The sequence below is a fragment of the Pantoea sp. UBA5923 genome (assembly GCF_002431095.1).
Taxonomy (GTDB): Bacteria; Pseudomonadota; Gammaproteobacteria; order Enterobacterales; family Enterobacteriaceae; genus Pantoea; species Pantoea piersonii.
Genome location: NZ_DJDN01000027.1, coordinates 1 through 16,915, shown reverse-complemented (window position 1 = coordinate 16,915; position 16,915 = coordinate 1). Strand labels below are relative to the sequence as shown.

Here is a 16,915-nt window from a genome sequence, read left to right as displayed (position 1 = left end):
CTCGTTGGGGCTAAGCCTGGTCGTCGCCCGTTAATTTAAATTTCATCAAATCGCGGCGCTCTTTTTTATCGGGGCGGCGATCGGGATGCGGCATGGTGAGCGCGTTCATCTTGCGCGCCAGCGCCACCTTTTCCCGTTTTTCAATGCTGGCTGCGGTTTCGCTGTAGAGCTGCTGCGCCACTTCCGCCGGGCCGCGCTTATCGCTCAGCGCGGTAACGATCACGGTGCGCTCGTCGTTGCCCTGGCGCAGCGTCAGCTCCGCTTCCAGCTCGACCAGCTTGCTCGGCTTGCTGCGCTGACCGTTATAGTGAACTTTGCCGCCTTCGATCATATCGCGCGCCAGCGAGCGCGTTTTGTAGAAGCGCGCCGCCCAGAGCCATTTGTCGAGGCGCACGCCTTCGCTGTTTTTCTCTTTCATTGCTGCTCCCGTTTACGCCAGCGCGCTGCACAGGGTGCGATAATCGCGGACCGCCGCGTGACGCTGGAAGACCTGATCGGGACGCCCGGAGTCGGGGTTGCTGACGCCTAAACACCAGCCGATGCCCCAGCTTTTCGCCGCGTCGAGAATGGTCTCGTTGTCATCAATAAACAGCGTTCGCGGACGATCAAATCCGGTATGCTGCTCCACCGCCTGCCACAAGCGCGGGTCCTCTTTCGGATACCCAAAGGTATGGGTGGAAAGTAATAAATCAAGGTGCGGCGCAAGGCCGGTCTGCGCCAGTTTGATATCCAGATTGTACGGATGGGCGTTGGTCAGCAGGATGGTGCGTTTTCCTGCCCGACGTAGCGCCTGCAAAAACGGTACGGTATCTTCCCGCATCGTCGCCAGGCTACGTTTGGCAAACGTCATGGCGCGAATATCCAGCGCCAGCTCTGCTGCCCAGTAGTCCAGACAATACCAGTTTAGCGTATGCGCCACCGCCTGGTATTTTCCGGCGATCAGCGCCTCCGCTTCCGCAAGTGTAATGCCGCGCGTTTCGCTCAGCGTTAGCGGCACATGCTCCAGCCAAAAATGACGGTCAAACGCCAGGTCCAGCAGCGTGCCGTCCATATCGAGCAGTACGGTATCGATTTGCGCCCAGTTCAGCGTCATCAGGCAGGTTCTCCGGTCAAAAGAGGGCGACAGGGTAGCACAGAATGGGGCAGGAGAGGGCAGGGCGGCGCGCGGGACAGCAGCCGCGCCGCGGGCATCAGAACATTGAGCGCACGCTCTGCATGGTTGTGAGATTGTGATTAAAGCACTTGTCGTAATATTGCTGGATATTCGCCATGCGCTGGCGGTTGCGGTGGATGCGGCGTAGAGAGAGCAGCGCGTTAATCAGCGCGCAGGCCAGCAATACCACCAGCAGCAGCGTCGTGCCGAGATAGCGCCACATCGCCATCGCATCCGGTTCGTTGTGCAGCGCGATATGACGCGTGCCGTTGGCGTCTACCGACAGGCTGGTAATAATGCCGCTGGCGCTGAACGAAGTATGCAGCAGCATGCCGGAAAGACGCTGCAGCTCGCGCCACTGCGACGGCGCGTCCAGATCGAACAGCGACACCGTAGGCTGCGGCTGATTCACCAGCTGGCGGCCCTCGTCGCTGACGATCAGGAATCCGCCCGGCGGCGGGCTGTTGAGGTTTTCGGCCGCGCGGCGCGTCTCGCGGAAAAAGAAGCTGGAGGTGGCGGTATTAACCAGGTTTTCCAGCGCTTCGGCGCTCACCGGGCGCAGCAGCACGTTCATGCCGTTCAGCTGCCCGGAGTCGGCGCGACGCACCAGCGTATCCCAGTCTTTGGCGTTGCCGAGGTTCACCAGCGCGTTCTTCAGCCGCACGCAATCCTGCTGCTGGCTACAGAGATCCTGCGTTTTCAGCACCAGGTCGGCAAAATCGTCCAGCAGGATCATGCCCGACTTTTGAATCGCCGACGCGAGCTGCGGGTTAAGTTTGGGATCGGTATTGGTTTCCGGATGAAGCTGCCGCGTGGTGGCGTCCAGCAGCGCCGAGGCTTTATCGATGATGTCGGACTGGGGTTGCGGCAGCGGCGAGGCGTTGTTCCAGTAGACTGCCGAACAGTCAAACGGCATATAAGCGTAACTGCGGTTGCTCTGATAGTTATCGGGGACGGAACACATGCCGGTGCCGTTAACTTTTAAAATATCGCCAACGTGCAGCGACTGCGCCGCCAGCTTATCAACGTTGTTTACTTCCAGACTCTCAGTGCCCTTTATCCAGGCCAGGCTGAGTTTGATTGGCATACTGAGCGGGATCCAGCTGATCAGCATCGCCATTACCAGCAGCGAACCGCAGGCCAGCACCACGTTTTTACGCCAGCGCTGGATAGGGAAGTTACGCACTTCATCCTGAAGCGATAAAAAGCGCCCCTGACGCACCACATGGCGATTCAGATAAATTTCGACATCGGTGGTCTGGCCCAGATCGTGCGCGACATAGGGCAGCCAGTGCGGCGGATAGGCGAGATCGATAATGCCCAGCGTGATATTGCTCTGCTCCTGATTCGACTCGCCGAACAGCCCCCAGCGCTTGGGCGCGCCGCGCAGGCAGTGAATATCGCGCATGCGCTTTTGGGCGGGAATGTGGAACAGCGACCAGACGCTGGCACCGATCATGGCGCATCCCAGCAGCACCAGCCAGCCCATCAGAGCCGCAGGCACCAGCAGGCTGATAAAAAAGAGTAAAAAGGCGAAGGTAATGGTCACCGCTTCGCGCGTGCCGTCCGGGCGCGTCAGCTGATACTCTTCCAGCGTCTCTTTGCGCACCTGCAGCAGCTCGACGTTTTCGCTCTCTTCTTTGCGTATAGAGGCGTTGGTAGAGCCCGGACGCACCAGCGCCGGCAGCGAAGGCTGGTCGCTGCCGTAATTCACCAGCGAGTGCCCGTTAAGCGAGATGACCAGCGGGATGGTCTGGGTGCGGATCAGCTCAACGTAGTTCTCATCGGTAATATATTGTTCCCAGTGCGGCGGCAGATGCACTTCCACTTCATCAAGATAGTAGCGCCACTTGTGCGGGTCGTCGGTTGAGAGGCCATAGCGAGTGATGGCGCGCGTAACAGGGTAGACATTGTTGCTCTGGGCGGTGAGCGTCAGGTTGTCGAAGAGAGGATGTTTTTCACCGGGTACGGCGGGGCGCGACTGCTTCGCAAGCGAGGCGACGTATTTTTCGACCGCACGACGTTCATCGTCGGTGAGTTTGCGGCAGGGCGGACTGATAAATGGCAGTGGTTTCGCCAACGGCGGACGATGCCGCATAGCGTACCAAAAGCCGATACCTGCCAAACCTGAGCAGACCAGCACTATTACCAGGACAATAAGGATTGTGCTCATGTGTTGCTCAATTCAGCCAAAATCCTGCCTTCACTTTGGACTAATGCTCCCAGATAGAACTGTTATTTAAGACAATTTTGGCGGGAATAAACTATTCTGACAAGCTAAATGCCAGAGGAAATAACGCGCAAAATCATTAAATTAGAAGTTAATGCAGCATGCCTTGTCCGAATGTTAACCGTCAGAATCTGAATTAAATATCGGTCTTTTCTGAATTTTACCCTCTGACGTTGACTTATTGCAAAAGCGTTAACTGGCGCAACAACGCCCGTAAGCCTCTGATACGGCGTAGCGTTGGGCTGAGTGGCTAAACTCGCTGTCGCACAATCGCCTGTGGTCAGGTAAGCTAATTTTTTCCCGGCATCGCACGGCGTTGAAAGTCTGAGGCTGATATGAAGAATCCGTTAAAAAAACCCGACATTCTCAATGTGGAAACCGTGGCGCGTTCGCGGCTCTTCACCGTTGAGTCGGTCGATCTCGCTTTTAGCAACGGCGCGCGACGCGTGTATGAGCGAATGAAGCCGTCCGAGCGCGAGGCGGTAATGATTGTTCCGATTATCGATAATCAGGTCGTACTGATTCAGGAGTACGCGGTTGGGCTGGAAACCTATGAGCTGGGTTTTCCCAAGGGATTGATCGATCCGGGCGAAACGGTGTTTGAGGCGGCCAACCGCGAGCTGAAAGAGGAAGTGGGCTTCGGCGCAGAGAAGCTGGAGTTTCTCAGCAAGCTGACGATGGCGCCCTCTTACTTCTCCAGCAAGATGAATATCGTTGTGGCGGAAGGGCTCTATCCTGAACGGCTGGAGGGCGATGAGCCTGAGCCGCTGATTGAACATCGCTGGCCGCTGGATAACCTGCTGGCGCTGCTGCAGGAGCCAGATTTCCGCGAGGCGCGCAACGTCAGCGCGCTGTTCCTGGTGCGCGAATGGCTGGTGCAGCAGGAACGGCTGCGCTACTAACGATTATGGTAGCGACTGAATAAGACGGCCGGCTTTTAGCATTACAGACAGCTCATAACGTTCACCCGCACTAGCACATTGCTAGTAAAAAAAGGCCGACATCGCTGTCGGCCTTTTTGCTGGGTTTATCAGTATTTAGAACAGTTCGTGGCTCTCACCGTTATCCATAATGGTGGTGCCGACGTCATGCACCGAATATTCCGTCGGCTGGGTGCCGTTGATGAAATATTCCTGACGCGTATTGCCGCCGCCGTTGGCCAGCTTGCCGGTGCTGCGGTCGATAGTGACCGTAACGATGCCGTCCGGCGGCGTCAGAGGCTGCTCCGGCACGCCGTCCAGCGCGCTCTTCATATAGTCATCCCAGGCAGGCTGCGCGCTTTTCGCGCCGCCTTCGTAACCGGAAATCTGGTTTGGAATCGCGCCTGAGAGCGTGCTGCGGCCTAAGTCGCGGCGCGCGTCGTCAAAGCCGATCCATACCGAAGTCACTACGCCAGGGCCGTAACCAGAGAACCAGGCATCCTTCGAGCTATTAGTGGTACCGGTTTTGCCGCCAATATCGTTGCGTTTCAGGTCGCGCGACGCGCGCCAGCCGGTGCCCATCCAGCCCGGTTCGCCAAAGATATTGGAGTTAAGCGCGCTTTTGATCAGGAACGACAGCGGCGTGTTGATCACATGCGGCGCATACTGCTGCTCGCCCGGTTGCGGCTGAGCGGGAACCTGCTCCAGCGCGGGCTGCGGCGCAGTCTGATTCTGGTTTTGATCGGACGTCGCGACGTTTTCGACGCTCTCCTCGTTAAGCGCCAGCGCCTTGCGCGTTTCGCCGTAAATCACCGGTAAATTGCACTGCGGGCAGGCGATGCGCGGTTTCGCTTCGAAAACCGTTTCGCCTTGCTCGTTCTCAATCTTATTGATGAAGTAAGGGTCGACCAGGAAACCACCGTTCGCCATCACCGAGTAGCCGCGAGCCACCTGCATCGGCGTAAAGGAAGCCGCGCCCAGCGCCAGCGATTCGGTATGAACGATATTCTGCGCCGGGAAACCGAAGCGCTGCAGATATTCTGCCGCGTAATCGACGCCCATCGCGCGCATAGCGCGTACCATCACAACGTTTTTCGACTGACCTAACCCCTGACGCAGACGAATCGGGCCATCATAGGTAGGCGGCGAGTTTTTGGGTCGCCAGTCGGCGCCCGCGCCGGCATCCCAGCGCGAAATCGGTACGTCGTTCAGAATGGAAGCGAGCGTCAGGCCGCGATCCATCGCTGCGGTATAGAGGAACGGCTTGATGTTGGAGCCGACCTGACGCAGCGCCTGGGTAGCGCGGTTAAACATGCTCTGATTAAAGTCGAATCCGCCGACCAGCGCGCGTACCGCACCGGTTTGCGGATCGAGCGACACCAGCGCCGAGTTGACGTCCGGCACCTGCGCCAGCCACCAGTCGTTATCCACTTTACGCACCCAAATCTGCTGGCCCGTCTGTACGACCTGGGTCACGCTTCGCGGCGTTGGACCTTGTACGGTATCGGACTTAAACGCACGCGCCCAGCGCACGCCAGCGAGGCCCAGCGAGACGCTGGTGCCATCTTTCAGCATCGCGGTCGCTTCGTCACTGCTGGCCTGGGTTACTACGGCAGGCAACAGCGGGCCGTAAACCGGCAGCGGCTTCAGCGCTTTCAGGATCTGCTCCTGGCTCCAGGCGGGTTCGCCTACTTTCCACAATACGCTGGTCGGCCCACGGTAGCCGTGGCGCATATCATAGGCCAGCACGTTATTGCGCACCGCCTCCTGCGCCGCCTGCTGCAGGCGACGGGTCACGGTGGTATAGACCTTATAGCCGTCGTTGTAAGCGCCGTCGCCGTAGCGTTTCACCATCTCCTGACGCACCATTTCGCTCAGGTAGGGCGAAGAAAAGGCGATTTCCGGTCCGTGATAGCTCGCTTCCAGCGGCGTATTGCGCGCTTCATCGTACTGCTGCTGGGTGATATAGCGCTGATCCAGCATACGCGAGAGCACCACGTTGCGACGCGCCAGCGCGCGGCTGTGGGAGTAGAGCGGGTTAAAGGTCGAAGGCGCCTTCGGCAGGCCCGCGATCATCGCCATTTCGCTCAGCGAGAGCTGATCCACCGGCTTGCCGAAATAGACCTGCGCTGCAGCGCCGACGCCATAGGCGCGGTATCCGAGATAAATCTTGTTCAGATAGAGCTCAAGGATCTCATCTTTATTCAGCAGCTGCTCAATGCGAATGGCGAGAAACGCTTCCTTGATTTTACGCATCAGCGTGCGTTCAGGGCTGAGGAAGAAGTTACGCGCCAGCTGCTGCGTAATGGTACTCGCGCCCTGCGACGCATGGCCGGACACCAGCGCGATGCTGGCCGCCCGGAAAATGCCGACCGGATCTACGCCGTGATGTTCATAGAAACGGCTGTCTTCTGTCGCGATAAACGCTTTGATCAGCTCTGGCGGCATCTGCTGCAGCGTCAGCGGAATACGGCGTTTTTCGCCGTACTGGGCGATCAGTTCGCCATCCGCGCTGTACACCTGCATGGGCGTCTGCAGGCGCACATCTTTCAGCGTGTTAACGTCGGGTAACTGCGGCTCTATATATTTGTACAGACCATAAATCGAGCCAGCTCCCAGCAAGATGCAACACACTGCAAGGATTAATAAATACTTTACGAACTTCACCTGGAGTTTCCCATCTGTTGTCGTTTGGGCAGTTTATAAACAACCGCGCGGTAGTATAAAGGCAAGCCAGACGCTTTGATATGTCCTTTTACCCCTGTAGATAAGGAGATCGCGCGCATGGCTTTTCAGACATGGCAAGTCGGACTGGATATTCAGAATACGCAGCTCTGCGCTCTCGCTATACAGCGCCGACGCGGCGGCTGGCAACTGTGCCGCTGGTGGCAGCAAGGGCTGCCGCAAGATACGTTAAGAAACGGCGTGCTGCAATCTTCGCCTGAATTGCAGGCGGCGCTGCGCATGCTGCAACAGCAGCTGCCGCAGCGCTATTCGCTACGCGTCGGATTACCGACGCAGCTGGTACTGCAACGGTCGCTGGCTCTGCCGACGCAGCGTCTGCAGGAGCCTGCGCTGGAACGTTACGTGACGTCGGCGGCGCAGCGTCTCTTTCCTGTCGAGCCGGAAGCGCTGGCGCTGGATTATCGCGCCAGCGACGTGGATCGCCAGCTTTACGTAACGGCCGCGCGGCAGGCGGTGATCGCGCAGTGGCTGGCGCCGCTGCAGCAGAGCGCGCTTCGCCCCAGGGTTTTTGAACTGACGACGCATGCTCTGGCCCTGACGGCGCAGGCCGCTGGGCTGGCCGACGATACCGCGCTGCTGCTCTGTCACGACGCGCAGTGGCTCTGGTATAGCCGCGCCAGCGAGAGCGTCGTCGGCAGCGCCAGCCTGGAAACAACCGCAGAAGAAATCGCGCAGCGCTCTTTTCCTCAGGCCAGCACGCTATACGGCTGCGCGCCCTCCGATGTCGTTCTGCCCGCCGCATTTTTTCCTTTCTCGCCGTTCAGGCTGTTTACTTATCAGCAGCCGCCGCTGCCGCAGCAGGAAGCGGCGTTCTGTATCGCCGCTGGTCTGGCGCTGCGCCCGGAGGACTGCTGATGATCGCGGTGAATTTACTGCCGTGGCGGCATGCGCGTCTGCGACGTCAGCGCCGCGCCGCCCTGGGCGTTGCCGCGACGCTGTTGCTGGCACTGATGCTGGGCATAGCCCTACAGCTGTGGTATCTCGACCGCACCAGCCAGCAGCTAAGGAGCACGCAGAGCGACGCGCACGACGCGCTGACGACCATCGCCGGGCAACTCAGCCAGCGTCGCGATCTGCAGCAGCAGCTGGCTACGCAGCAGGCGCAGTGGCGGCATGCGCAGCGCCACGCTGATGAGCTGATGCGATGGCATCAGTTCTGGCAAGCGCTGCCCGCGCTGCTGCCCGATCAGATCTGGCTGGAGCGCGTGGAAAAAGAGCCGGCGCGGCTGAGCGTAGAAGGGCGCTCGCTGGATATGGGGGCGATAGGCGAGCTGCGTCGACGGCTCGGCGAACAGACGCTGTTTGCGGCGGTAAAGCAGGGCGATATAGCGCGTCAGCCGGACGGTTACTATCGCTTTGCGCTGCGCGCCCGGCTGGAGGAGTCCGGCGATGAATAGGGTACTGGAGCCCTGGCTGCGCCTGCCGCTGCGCGCGCAGATCGCTATGGCGACGGCGTGCTTTGCCCTGGCGACGCTGGCGTTGTGGCTGCTGCTTGTGCGGCCGCAGCGGCTGGCGCAGCAGGAGCTGCGCGTTGACATCGCCAGGCTTGAACAGTCATACCAGCAGCAGCTGGCGCAGCTTAACGCGCTGCCTGCGGAGGCGCTGCTGCGAGCGCAGTTGGCGGATATTGCAGACCACTCTGCCGCACTTCACGCCGCGCCGCTTGAAGCGCTGCTGGCGGCGCGCGGCAGCCAGCTGGAGGCGTGGCAGCCTGAGTCAGAGCCGCGCAGCTTAACGCTGCTGATGGCGTGGGAGCAGTTTCAGCCGCTGTTCGGCGATCTGGCGCGCACGACGGTTCCTTTCCCCGCGCGCTTCTTGCTTGAGGCGCACCAGGGAAAAGTACGGGCGAGGCTCTGGCTGGAGAGCGACGATGCGCGCTAAATGCCTGCTCCTCTGGCTGAGCACAGCCAGTCTGTATGCCGCGCCGCGCGATCCGTTTCAGCCGCTGGCGAGCAGCCTGTGCGTCGCGCCGACCGCCCTGACCGGCTGGCGGCTGCAGGGCGTGCTGGGACGAGCGCCTGCCCTGCGTGCCTGGCTGGTTTCTCCCCAGGGCACCACCGTTAAGATCGCCCCGGCGGCCCCCCTTCCACTGTCGGGCTGGCGGCTGAGCGCCATCGCGCCTCGCAGCCTGACGCTAACGACAGGCAGCGGCTGCTCGCCGCAGATGATTACTCTCTCCCTGAAAGGAAGCGCTTATGCTCAGGATGACACTTTTTCTGCTGGCGAGCCTCTGGCTGACGCCGACGCTGGCGAATGACGACGATAACGGCCAGCGGCTCAGCCTTAATTTCGATGACGCGCCGGTAGCCCGGATTCTGCAGGCGCTGGCGGATTATCAGCACCTTAATCTGTTAATCGCTCCTGGCGTGGAGGGAAAGCTCTCGCTGCGGCTTGATGACGTGCCCTGGAAGCAGGCGCTCTCGCTGGTGACGCGGCTGGCGGCGCTCACGGTAGTGGAAGAGGAGAACGTGCTGCTGGTCTATCCCGACAGCTGGCAACAGCAGCAAGAGCAAGAGCTGGCGGCCAGCACGCCGCCGCCGCTAGAACTGCGCGCCGTGACGCTGCACTACGCTAACGCGGCAGAGGTCTATCGCAGCCTGCAGGGGGAGCGGCAGACGCTGCTGACGCCGCGCGGCAGCGTGACGCTGGATGCGCGCGCTAATGCCTTGCTGCTGCGCGATACGCCCTCGGCGCTCAGGGATGCCGAACGCTGGCTGCAGGCGCTTGATGTGCCGCTTGAGCAGGTTGAGCTGGCGGCGCATATCGTCACCATCAGCGAGGAGACGCTGCGCGAACTCGGCGTTAACTGGAATCTCCCTGCCAGCGCGGACGCGGTGACCGACGCGTTGCGTAATCCACGACTGGCGATTCCGCTGGCGGCTGGCTCGCCGGGAATAACGGCGGGCGTCACGCTGGCGCGGGTCGGCGGTCGGCTGCTCGATCTGGAGCTAAGCGCGCTGGAGCAGGAAAATCAGGTCGAAATTATCGCCAGCCCGCGTCTGTTCACCTCGCACCAGCAGAAGGCGACGATCAAGCAGGGCAGCGAAATTCCCTATGAAGTTTCGGCGGGCAACAGCGGCGCGACTACTATTGAATTTAAAGAGGCGGTGCTGGGTATGGAAGTGACGCCTGACGTGCTGGGCAACGGGCGCATCCACCTGAAAGTCCGCATCAGCCAGAACGTGCCGGGCCGAGCGATTCAGAACGGCGACAGCAGCATACTCTCCATTGATAAGCAGGAGATCGAAACGCAGGTCACGCTGAAAGATGGTGAAACCCTGGCGCTGGGCGGTATTTTTCAGCAGCAGCGAAGCCATGGCGAAAATCGCGTGCCGGTGCTGGGCAATATCCCGCTGCTGGGGGCGCTGTTTCGTCATCAGACCGCGGAAAATAAAAAACGCGAGCTGGTAATCTTCATTACGCCTCGATTGGTCAGGGAAGCAGCGCTTACGGCCGGATAAACCGGAAAATGCGCTCCGTAGTGCCAACTGCGTTGACGCAGGACTGGAATTAGCATACAAGGTTTAGCGATTTTTAGAACGCTGTAACCGTCCCGACGGCGCGTATCCGTCAGGGTCAGATATCTCTCCTGAAGGCGGCGCGTAAAAAGCGCAGCGCTAATGCGCATCGTTTCGCATATCGCACACCGGTCCCGCAAGGGGAATGCCGGGCGCGATTTATTCGGTTGCCAAACGCCCTTGAGTGTTGAGATAATTTTTCGTCTGACTCTTGCTAACGCTCATGAGGTCTCAGTTCCTGTCCCGCCAGCGATATCGCTGAACGCGGGGTATCATCAACGAATTCTTAGTAATACCGACAAAATGGCAGAGAAACGCAATATCTTTCTGGTTGGGCCGATGGGTGCCGGCAAAAGCACTATTGGTCGTCAGTTAGCTCAGCAACTCAATATGGAATTTTTCGATTCCGATCAGGAAATTGAGCGACGTACCGGAGCGGATGTGGGCTGGGTATTTGACGTCGAGGGCGAAGCTGGATTTCGTGACCGCGAAGAAAAAATCATTAACGAGCTGACCGAGAAGCAGGGCATTGTCCTGGCGACCGGCGGCGGTTCCGTCAAATCTCGGGAAACACGCAATCGTCTCTCCGCCCGCGGTGTCGTGGTGTATCTTGAAACCACCATTGAGAAACAGCTGGCACGCACGCAGCGCGATAAAAAGCGCCCGCTGCTGCAGGTTGATTCGCCGCCGCGTGAAGTGCTTGAAGCGCTGGCGGGCGAGCGCAACCCGCTCTATGAAGAGATCGCGGATGTCACCATTCGTACTGACGATCAAAGTGCGAAAGTGGTGGCCAACCAGATTATCCACATGTTGGAAAAAAACTGATCTAATGCCGAAAGGCTCAGTAACAGGTATCGAGCATCATGGAGAAGATCACCGTCTCACTGGGAGAGCGTAGCTATCCCATCACCATTGCCGCCGGACTGTTCAAGGATCCGGCTTCTTTTTGGCCGCTGAAAGCGGGTGATAACGCGATGCTGGTCACCAACCAGACGCTGGAGCCGCTCTATCTTGAAAAGCTCTCGGTGCTGCTGACGGCTGCGGGCGTCAAAGTGGATCAGGTGATTCTACCCGACGGCGAGCAGTACAAAACGCTGGCTGTGATGGATGAGGTCTTTACCGCGTTACTACAAAAGCCGCACGGCCGCGACACCACGCTTATTGCGCTGGGGGGCGGCGTGATCGGCGATCTTACCGGCTTTGCGGCCGCCAGCTATCAGCGCGGCGTGCGCTTTATTCAGGTGCCCACCACGCTGCTGTCGCAGGTCGATTCATCGGTCGGCGGCAAAACGGCCGTTAACCACCCGTTAGGCAAAAACATGATCGGCGCCTTCTACCAGCCCGCATCGGTAGTGATCGATACTGACTGCCTGCGTACGCTGCCGCCGCGCGAGCTGGCTTCAGGCCTGGCGGAAGTGATCAAGTACGGCATTATTCTGGACGGCGATTTCTTTAGCTGGCTGGAGCAAAATCTCGATGCGCTGCTGGCGCTCGATGAACAGGCGACAGCCTGGTGCATTCGCCGCTGCTGCGAGCTTAAGGCAGAGGTCGTCGCGGCGGATGAGCATGAACATGGCCAGCGCGCGCTGCTGAATCTGGGGCACACCTTCGGCCACGCCATCGAGGCGCACATGGGCTACGGCAACTGGCTACACGGCGAAGCCGTCGCGGCGGGCATGGTCATGGCGGCGCGTACGGCGCAGCGTCTGGGTCAGTTCAGTGAGGCCGACACGCAGCGCATCATCACGCTGTTGCAGCGCGCGGGCCTGCCGGTACACGGCCCGGAGAGCATGAAGGCGGAAGATTATCTGCCGCATATGCTGCGCGACAAAAAGGTGCTGGGCGGCGAGCTGCGGCTGGTGCTGCCGCTGGCGTTAGGCCGCTCCGAAGTGCGCGGCGGCGTGGCGCATGATATGGTGCTGGCTGCGATTAACGACTGTCAGAAACCCTGAATATAAGCAGTTAAGTGGTGACGCGGCGCGCGGGGTGCGTATGGCCGAATGCCGCTTTACGGAGGAGGCAAAATGGATGAGTTTAAACCGGAAGACGAGTTAAAACCTGACGCCAGCGACCGCCGTCCCTCGCGCCCGCGTAAGACGGCTTCTGCACCTAAAGTGCCGGTTTCGCGCCAGCATATGATGATGGGCATCGGCATTCTGGTGTTGCTGCTGCTGGTGCTTGGCATTGGATCGGCGCTGAAAGGCCCCGATGAGAGCAAACCGGCGGCAGGCAACGGCGCGAATAACGCACCGGCGTCCTCCGGCAGCAACGGCGGCGAAAAGAGTATCGATCTTTCCGGCTCGACCACCATGAGCGGCGGCCAGACGGCGCCGACGGAAGGCGCAGCCACAGGCAACGCGCCAACCGATGGCAGCGCGCCAGCCAGTAGCAGCGCGCCGCGCGACATCTCTATGCCGCCGGTCTCCTCTACACCGACTCAGGCAGCGCCAGTGGAGGCGCCCGCCAGTCAGCAGCGCGTCACCTTGCCTGGCGATCTCAACAGCGCGCTGAGCAACCAGCAGCAGCAGGTTGATAACGCCGTACAGGGCGGCAGCTCGCTGCCGACTGCACCGGCGACCGTCAGCGGTAGCGCTGGCAACAGCATTAGCGCGCCTGCGGCGACGCGTCCGACCACGCCGCGCCCTGCAGCGCAGCCGCATGTCTCACGCGAACCGGCGCATAAATCCGCCGCTGCCAGCCGCCCAGCGGTTAGCGAAAGCCGCACCCATACCACGCCAGCGCGTCCTGCCCTTAGCGGCACGACAAGCGGCAACGGCGCGGCATCCAGCAGCAGCGCAACAGCCAGCAGCAGCGCAGCAGGCAAGTCGGTGCCGGGCGGCAACTATACGCTACAGCTGAGCGGTGCCTCGCGCGCAGAAAGCCTGAACGCCTGGGCGAAGAAACAAAATCTCAGCGGCTATCACGTCTACAAAACCACCCGCAACGGCCAGCCGTGGTACGTGCTGGTGAGCGGATCTTACGCGACCTCGGCGGACGCCCGACGCGCCGTCGCCTCGCTGCCCGCTGAAGTACGCGCGCAAAATCCCTGGGTGAAGCCCGTGAGCCAGGTTAAAAAAGAAGCCAGCCAGTAAACCATGTGGGGCCGGTTAATCCGGCCCCGTTGATAAGCGCCGTTCTGCTGTCGGTCCGCCACAGCTCCACAATAAGATGTATAACCACGACAGCATGAAGAAAAATCGCGCTTTCCTGAAATGGGCAGGAGGCAAATACCCTCTGATGGAGGATATCCGTCGCCATCTGCCGCAAGGCGACTGCCTGATTGAGCCATTTGTCGGCGCGGGTTCGGTGTTTCTCAACACCGACTATGAGCGCTACCATTTGGCGGATATCAACAGCGACCTGATTAACCTCTATAACATCGTTAAAGACCGCAGCGCGGCGTTTATCGAGGATGCGCGTCGGCTCTTCTCGCCGGAAGGCAATACGTCGGAGTGCTATTACCTGCGCCGCACCGCCTTTAACGCCAGCCGCGACGCCTATGAGCGCGCGCTGCTGTTTCTTTATCTTAATCGCCACGGTTACAACGGCTTATGTCGCTATAATCTGCGCGGCGAGTTCAACGTGCCCTTCGGCCGCTACCGCAAGCCCTATTTTCCTGAGGCTGAACTGCTATGGTTTGCTGAGCGGGCGCAAAAGGCGACCTTTGTCTGCGAATCGTACGATGTTACCCTGACTAACGCGCAGGCGGGTTCGGTGGTCTATTGCGATCCGCCCTATGCGCCGCTGTCGGCAACGGCCAATTTTACGGCCTACCACACCAACAGCTTTAGCCTGCGGGAGCAGCAGCATCTTGCGGAGCTGGCGTCGCGGCTGGCGCTGGAGAGCCGCATACCGGTTCTGATCTCTAATCACGATACCGCGCTGACGCGTCTCTGGTATCAGGATGCAGTCTTACATGTGGTTAAAGCTCGGCGTTCTATCAGTCGGAGCATAACGGGTCGCACACAGGTCGACGAACTGCTGGCACTTTACTGCTAGTCTGTTTCGTCCGCGACCAGGCATTACGTCAGCCGCAAGGCTGGCGCACAACATTGGGAGAATCGGATGAAACAATATTTGCTGGCCCCTTCAATCCTCTCGGCGGATTTTGCCCGCCTTGGTGAAGATACCGCAAAAGCGTTAGCCGCTGGCGGCGACGTGGTGCATTTCGACGTGATGGACAACCACTATGTTCCCAATCTGACGATGGGGCCGATGGTGCTGAAAGCGCTGCGCGACTACGGCATTACCGCGCCGATAGACGTGCATCTGATGGTTAAGCCGGTCGATGCGCTGATCCCGGAGTTCGCCAAAGCAGGCGCCAGCTATATCACTTTTCATCCCGAAGCGAGCGAGCACGTTGACCGCACGCTGCAGCTGATTAAAGAACACGGCTGCAAAGCGGGCATGGTATTTAACCCCGCGACGCCGCTGAGCTATCTCGATTACGTGATGGATAAGCTCGACGTGATCCTGATTATGTCAGTCAATCCTGGCTTCGGCGGCCAGTCCTTTATTCCCGGTACGCTGGATAAGCTGCGTGAAGCGCGCAGGCGCATCGATCACGGCGGCTACAATATTCGCCTGGAAGTGGACGGCGGCGTAAAAATTGACAACATCGCGCAGATCGCCGCGGCAGGGGCGGATATGTTCGTTGCCGGTTCGGCGATTTTCGGCCATCCCGACTACAAGAAAGTGATTGATGAAATGCGGCACGAACTGGAGAAGGTTAATGGCTCATTTCACTGATATCCGCGCGCTGGCGTTCGATCTTGACGGTACGCTGGTGCACAGCGCGCCAGGGCTGGCGCAGGCTATCGACCACGCGCTGGCGGATTTACAGCTGCCGCCCGCGGGCGTAGAGCGCGCCTCTACCTGGATCGGCAACGGCGCGGATGTGATGATGTCGCGCGCGCTGACCTGGGCGCTGGGCCGCGCGCCGCAGCCCGATGAGCAGCGCGACGCGCGCGCGCTGTTCGACAAACATTACGCCAGTACGGTGGAGGCGGGCAGCACGCTCTTTCCGCAGGTAAGAGAGACGCTGCTGGCGCTGCATGCCAAAGGCTTGCCGATGGCGATCGTCACCAATAAGCCGACGCCTTTCGTCGCGCCGCTGCTGGCGTCGCTGGGCATCGCCGAAGCTTTTACGCTGATCATCGGCGGCGATGATGTGATCGTAAAGAAACCGCACCCTGCCGCTATTTTCCTGGTGCTGGGCCGCTTCGGCGTGCTGCCGAATCAGCTTTTGTTCGTCGGCGATTCACGCAACGATATTCAGGCGGCTCAGGCCGCTGGGGTGCCGAACGTCGCCATGACCTATGGCTATAACTACGGCGAGCCGATTTCCGGCAGCAACCCTGACTTGACTCTCGACTCTTTTGATGAACTTTTGCCCCTTCTCGGGCTGCACTAATCAGGACACAAGTATGAGCAAACCCATTGTTTTCAGCGGCGCACAGCCGTCCGGCGAACTTACCATTGGCAACTATATGGGTGCGCTGCGTCAGTGGGTGCAGATGCAGGACGATTTCCACTGCATTTACTGCATCGTCGATCTGCACGCTATCACCGTTCGCCAGGATCCGACGGCGCTGCGCAAGGCGACGCTGGATACGCTGGCGCTCTATCTCGCCTGCGGCATCGATCCCAGCAAGAGCACGATTTTCGTGCAGTCGCACGTACCGGAACACGCTCAGCTGAGCTGGGTGCTGAACTGTTACGCCTATTTCGGCGAGCTGAGCCGCATGACCCAGTTCAAGGACAAATCGGCTCGCTACGAAGAGAACATTAACGCGGGTCTGTTTGATTACCCAGTGCTGATGGCGGCGGATATCCTGCTTTATCAGACCAATCAGGTGCCGGTAGGCGAAGACCAGAAACAACACCTTGAGCTGAGCCGCGATATCGCACAGCGCTTTAACGCCATCTACGGCGATATTTTCCGCGTGCCTGAGCCGTTTATCCCGAAATCTGGCGCGCGCGTAATGTCGCTGCTTGAGCCGACCCGTAAGATGTCCAAATCGGACGATAACCGCAATAACGTTATCGGCCTGCTGGAAGATCCGAAGTCGGTGGTGAAGAAGATCAAACGCGCCGTTACCGACTCCGAAGAGCCGCCAGTGGTGCGTTACGACGTCAAGGAGAAGGCCGGGGTGTCGAACCTGCTGGATATCTTGTCGGGCGTGACCGGCAAAACTATTGCCGAGCTGGAAGCGGAGTTCGAAGGCAAGATGTATGGCCACCTGAAAGGCGCCGTGGCGGATGCGGTATCCGGCATGCTCTCTGAGCTGCAGGAGCGTTACAACCGCTACCGCAACGATGAAGCCTTCCTGGAGCAAGTGATGCGCGA

17 protein-coding genes are annotated in these 16,915 nt (G+C 59.7%); 13 read left to right on the top strand and 4 right to left on the bottom strand.

The features are described from left to right. Positions 1–10: 10 nt before the first annotated feature. The 3 genes from hslR to B3797_RS06260 all read right to left on the bottom strand — a co-directional run bounded on the left by hslR (position 11) and on the right by B3797_RS06260 (position 3,326). Positions 11–418: a ribosome-associated heat shock protein Hsp15 gene (gene hslR, locus B3797_RS06270; RefSeq protein ID WP_311784091.1), complete on the bottom strand. Its 408-nt coding sequence runs from the start codon at positions 416–418 to the stop codon at positions 11–13. A gap of 12 nt (positions 419–430) precedes the next feature. Continuing rightward, a complete protein-coding gene (yrfG, locus tag B3797_RS06265) occupies positions 431–1,093 on the bottom strand; it encodes a GMP/IMP nucleotidase (RefSeq protein WP_311784092.1) in 663 nt (220 codons plus the stop codon). A gap of 97 nt (positions 1,094–1,190) precedes the next feature. Beyond that, positions 1,191–3,326: an intracellular growth attenuator family protein gene (locus B3797_RS06260; protein ID WP_311790658.1), complete on the bottom strand. Its 2,136-nt coding sequence runs from the start codon at positions 3,324–3,326 to the stop codon at positions 1,191–1,193. A gap of 392 nt (positions 3,327–3,718) precedes the next feature. On the opposite strand from B3797_RS06260, the gene nudE reads away from it, so the two are divergent. Then, positions 3,719–4,285 carry an ADP compounds hydrolase NudE gene (nudE, locus tag B3797_RS06255; RefSeq protein WP_311790657.1) on the top strand — a complete coding sequence of 189 codons (567 nt, stop codon included), beginning with the start codon at positions 3,719–3,721 and terminating at the stop codon, positions 4,283–4,285. Between the two features lie 135 nt (positions 4,286–4,420). Here nudE and mrcA read toward each other — a convergent pair whose 3' ends face one another. Then, on the bottom strand, positions 4,421–6,970 hold the full coding sequence (gene mrcA / locus B3797_RS06250) for a peptidoglycan glycosyltransferase/peptidoglycan DD-transpeptidase MrcA (RefSeq protein ID WP_311790656.1): 2,550 nt from the start codon (positions 6,968–6,970) through the stop codon (positions 4,421–4,423). Between the two features lie 117 nt (positions 6,971–7,087). On the opposite strand from mrcA, the gene pilM reads away from it, so the two are divergent. The 12 genes from pilM to trpS form a co-directional block, all read left to right on the top strand. Beyond that, on the top strand, positions 7,088–7,903 hold the full coding sequence (gene pilM / locus B3797_RS06245; RefSeq protein ID WP_311790655.1) for a type IV pilus biogenesis protein PilM: 816 nt from the start codon (positions 7,088–7,090) through the stop codon (positions 7,901–7,903). Beyond that, a complete protein-coding gene (locus B3797_RS06240) occupies positions 7,903–8,445 on the top strand; it encodes a PilN domain-containing protein (protein ID WP_311790654.1) in 543 nt (180 codons plus the stop codon). Before pilM ends, B3797_RS06240 begins: the two co-directional genes overlap by 1 nt. Further along, positions 8,438–8,929, top strand: a complete 492-nt coding sequence (locus B3797_RS06235; protein WP_311790653.1) for a hypothetical protein — start codon at positions 8,438–8,440, stop codon at positions 8,927–8,929. Before B3797_RS06240 ends, B3797_RS06235 begins: the two co-directional genes overlap by 8 nt. Next, positions 8,919–9,305 (top strand): HofP DNA utilization family protein, encoded by a 387-nt coding sequence (locus B3797_RS06230; RefSeq protein WP_311790652.1) that lies wholly within the window; start codon positions 8,919–8,921, stop codon positions 9,303–9,305. The genes B3797_RS06235 and B3797_RS06230 overlap by 11 nt, the downstream gene beginning before the upstream one ends. Continuing rightward, on the top strand, positions 9,244–10,509 hold the full coding sequence (gene hofQ, locus B3797_RS06225) for a DNA uptake porin HofQ (RefSeq protein ID WP_311790651.1): 1,266 nt from the start codon (positions 9,244–9,246) through the stop codon (positions 10,507–10,509). The genes B3797_RS06230 and hofQ overlap by 62 nt, the downstream gene beginning before the upstream one ends. Before the next feature lie 360 nt (positions 10,510–10,869). Further along, positions 10,870–11,391, top strand: a complete 522-nt coding sequence (gene aroK, locus B3797_RS06220; RefSeq protein ID WP_033753090.1) for a shikimate kinase AroK — start codon at positions 10,870–10,872, stop codon at positions 11,389–11,391. Between the two features lie 38 nt (positions 11,392–11,429). Next, complete coding sequence (gene aroB / locus B3797_RS06215) at positions 11,430–12,518, top strand: 3-dehydroquinate synthase (RefSeq protein WP_311790650.1); 1,089 nt, start codon at positions 11,430–11,432, stop codon at positions 12,516–12,518. Between the two features lie 72 nt (positions 12,519–12,590). Further along, entirely contained in the window at positions 12,591–13,658 is a 1,068-nt protein-coding gene (locus tag B3797_RS06210) for an SPOR domain-containing protein (protein WP_311790649.1), read from the top strand. Between the two features lie 94 nt (positions 13,659–13,752). Beyond that, positions 13,753–14,565: an adenine-specific DNA-methyltransferase gene (gene dam, locus B3797_RS06205; protein ID WP_311784102.1), complete on the top strand. Its 813-nt coding sequence runs from the start codon at positions 13,753–13,755 to the stop codon at positions 14,563–14,565. A gap of 66 nt (positions 14,566–14,631) precedes the next feature. Further along, positions 14,632–15,315, top strand: coding sequence for a ribulose-phosphate 3-epimerase (gene rpe / locus B3797_RS06200; protein ID WP_126689796.1), 684 nt, complete (start codon positions 14,632–14,634; stop codon positions 15,313–15,315). Then, positions 15,299–15,979 carry a phosphoglycolate phosphatase gene (locus B3797_RS06195; protein ID WP_120457298.1) on the top strand — a complete coding sequence of 227 codons (681 nt, stop codon included), beginning with the start codon at positions 15,299–15,301 and terminating at the stop codon, positions 15,977–15,979. The genes rpe and B3797_RS06195 overlap by 17 nt, the downstream gene beginning before the upstream one ends. 13 nt (positions 15,980–15,992) lie before the next feature. Next, positions 15,993–16,915: tryptophan--tRNA ligase (gene trpS, locus B3797_RS06190; protein WP_311790648.1), on the top strand; the 923-nt coding region annotated here is incomplete at its 3' end.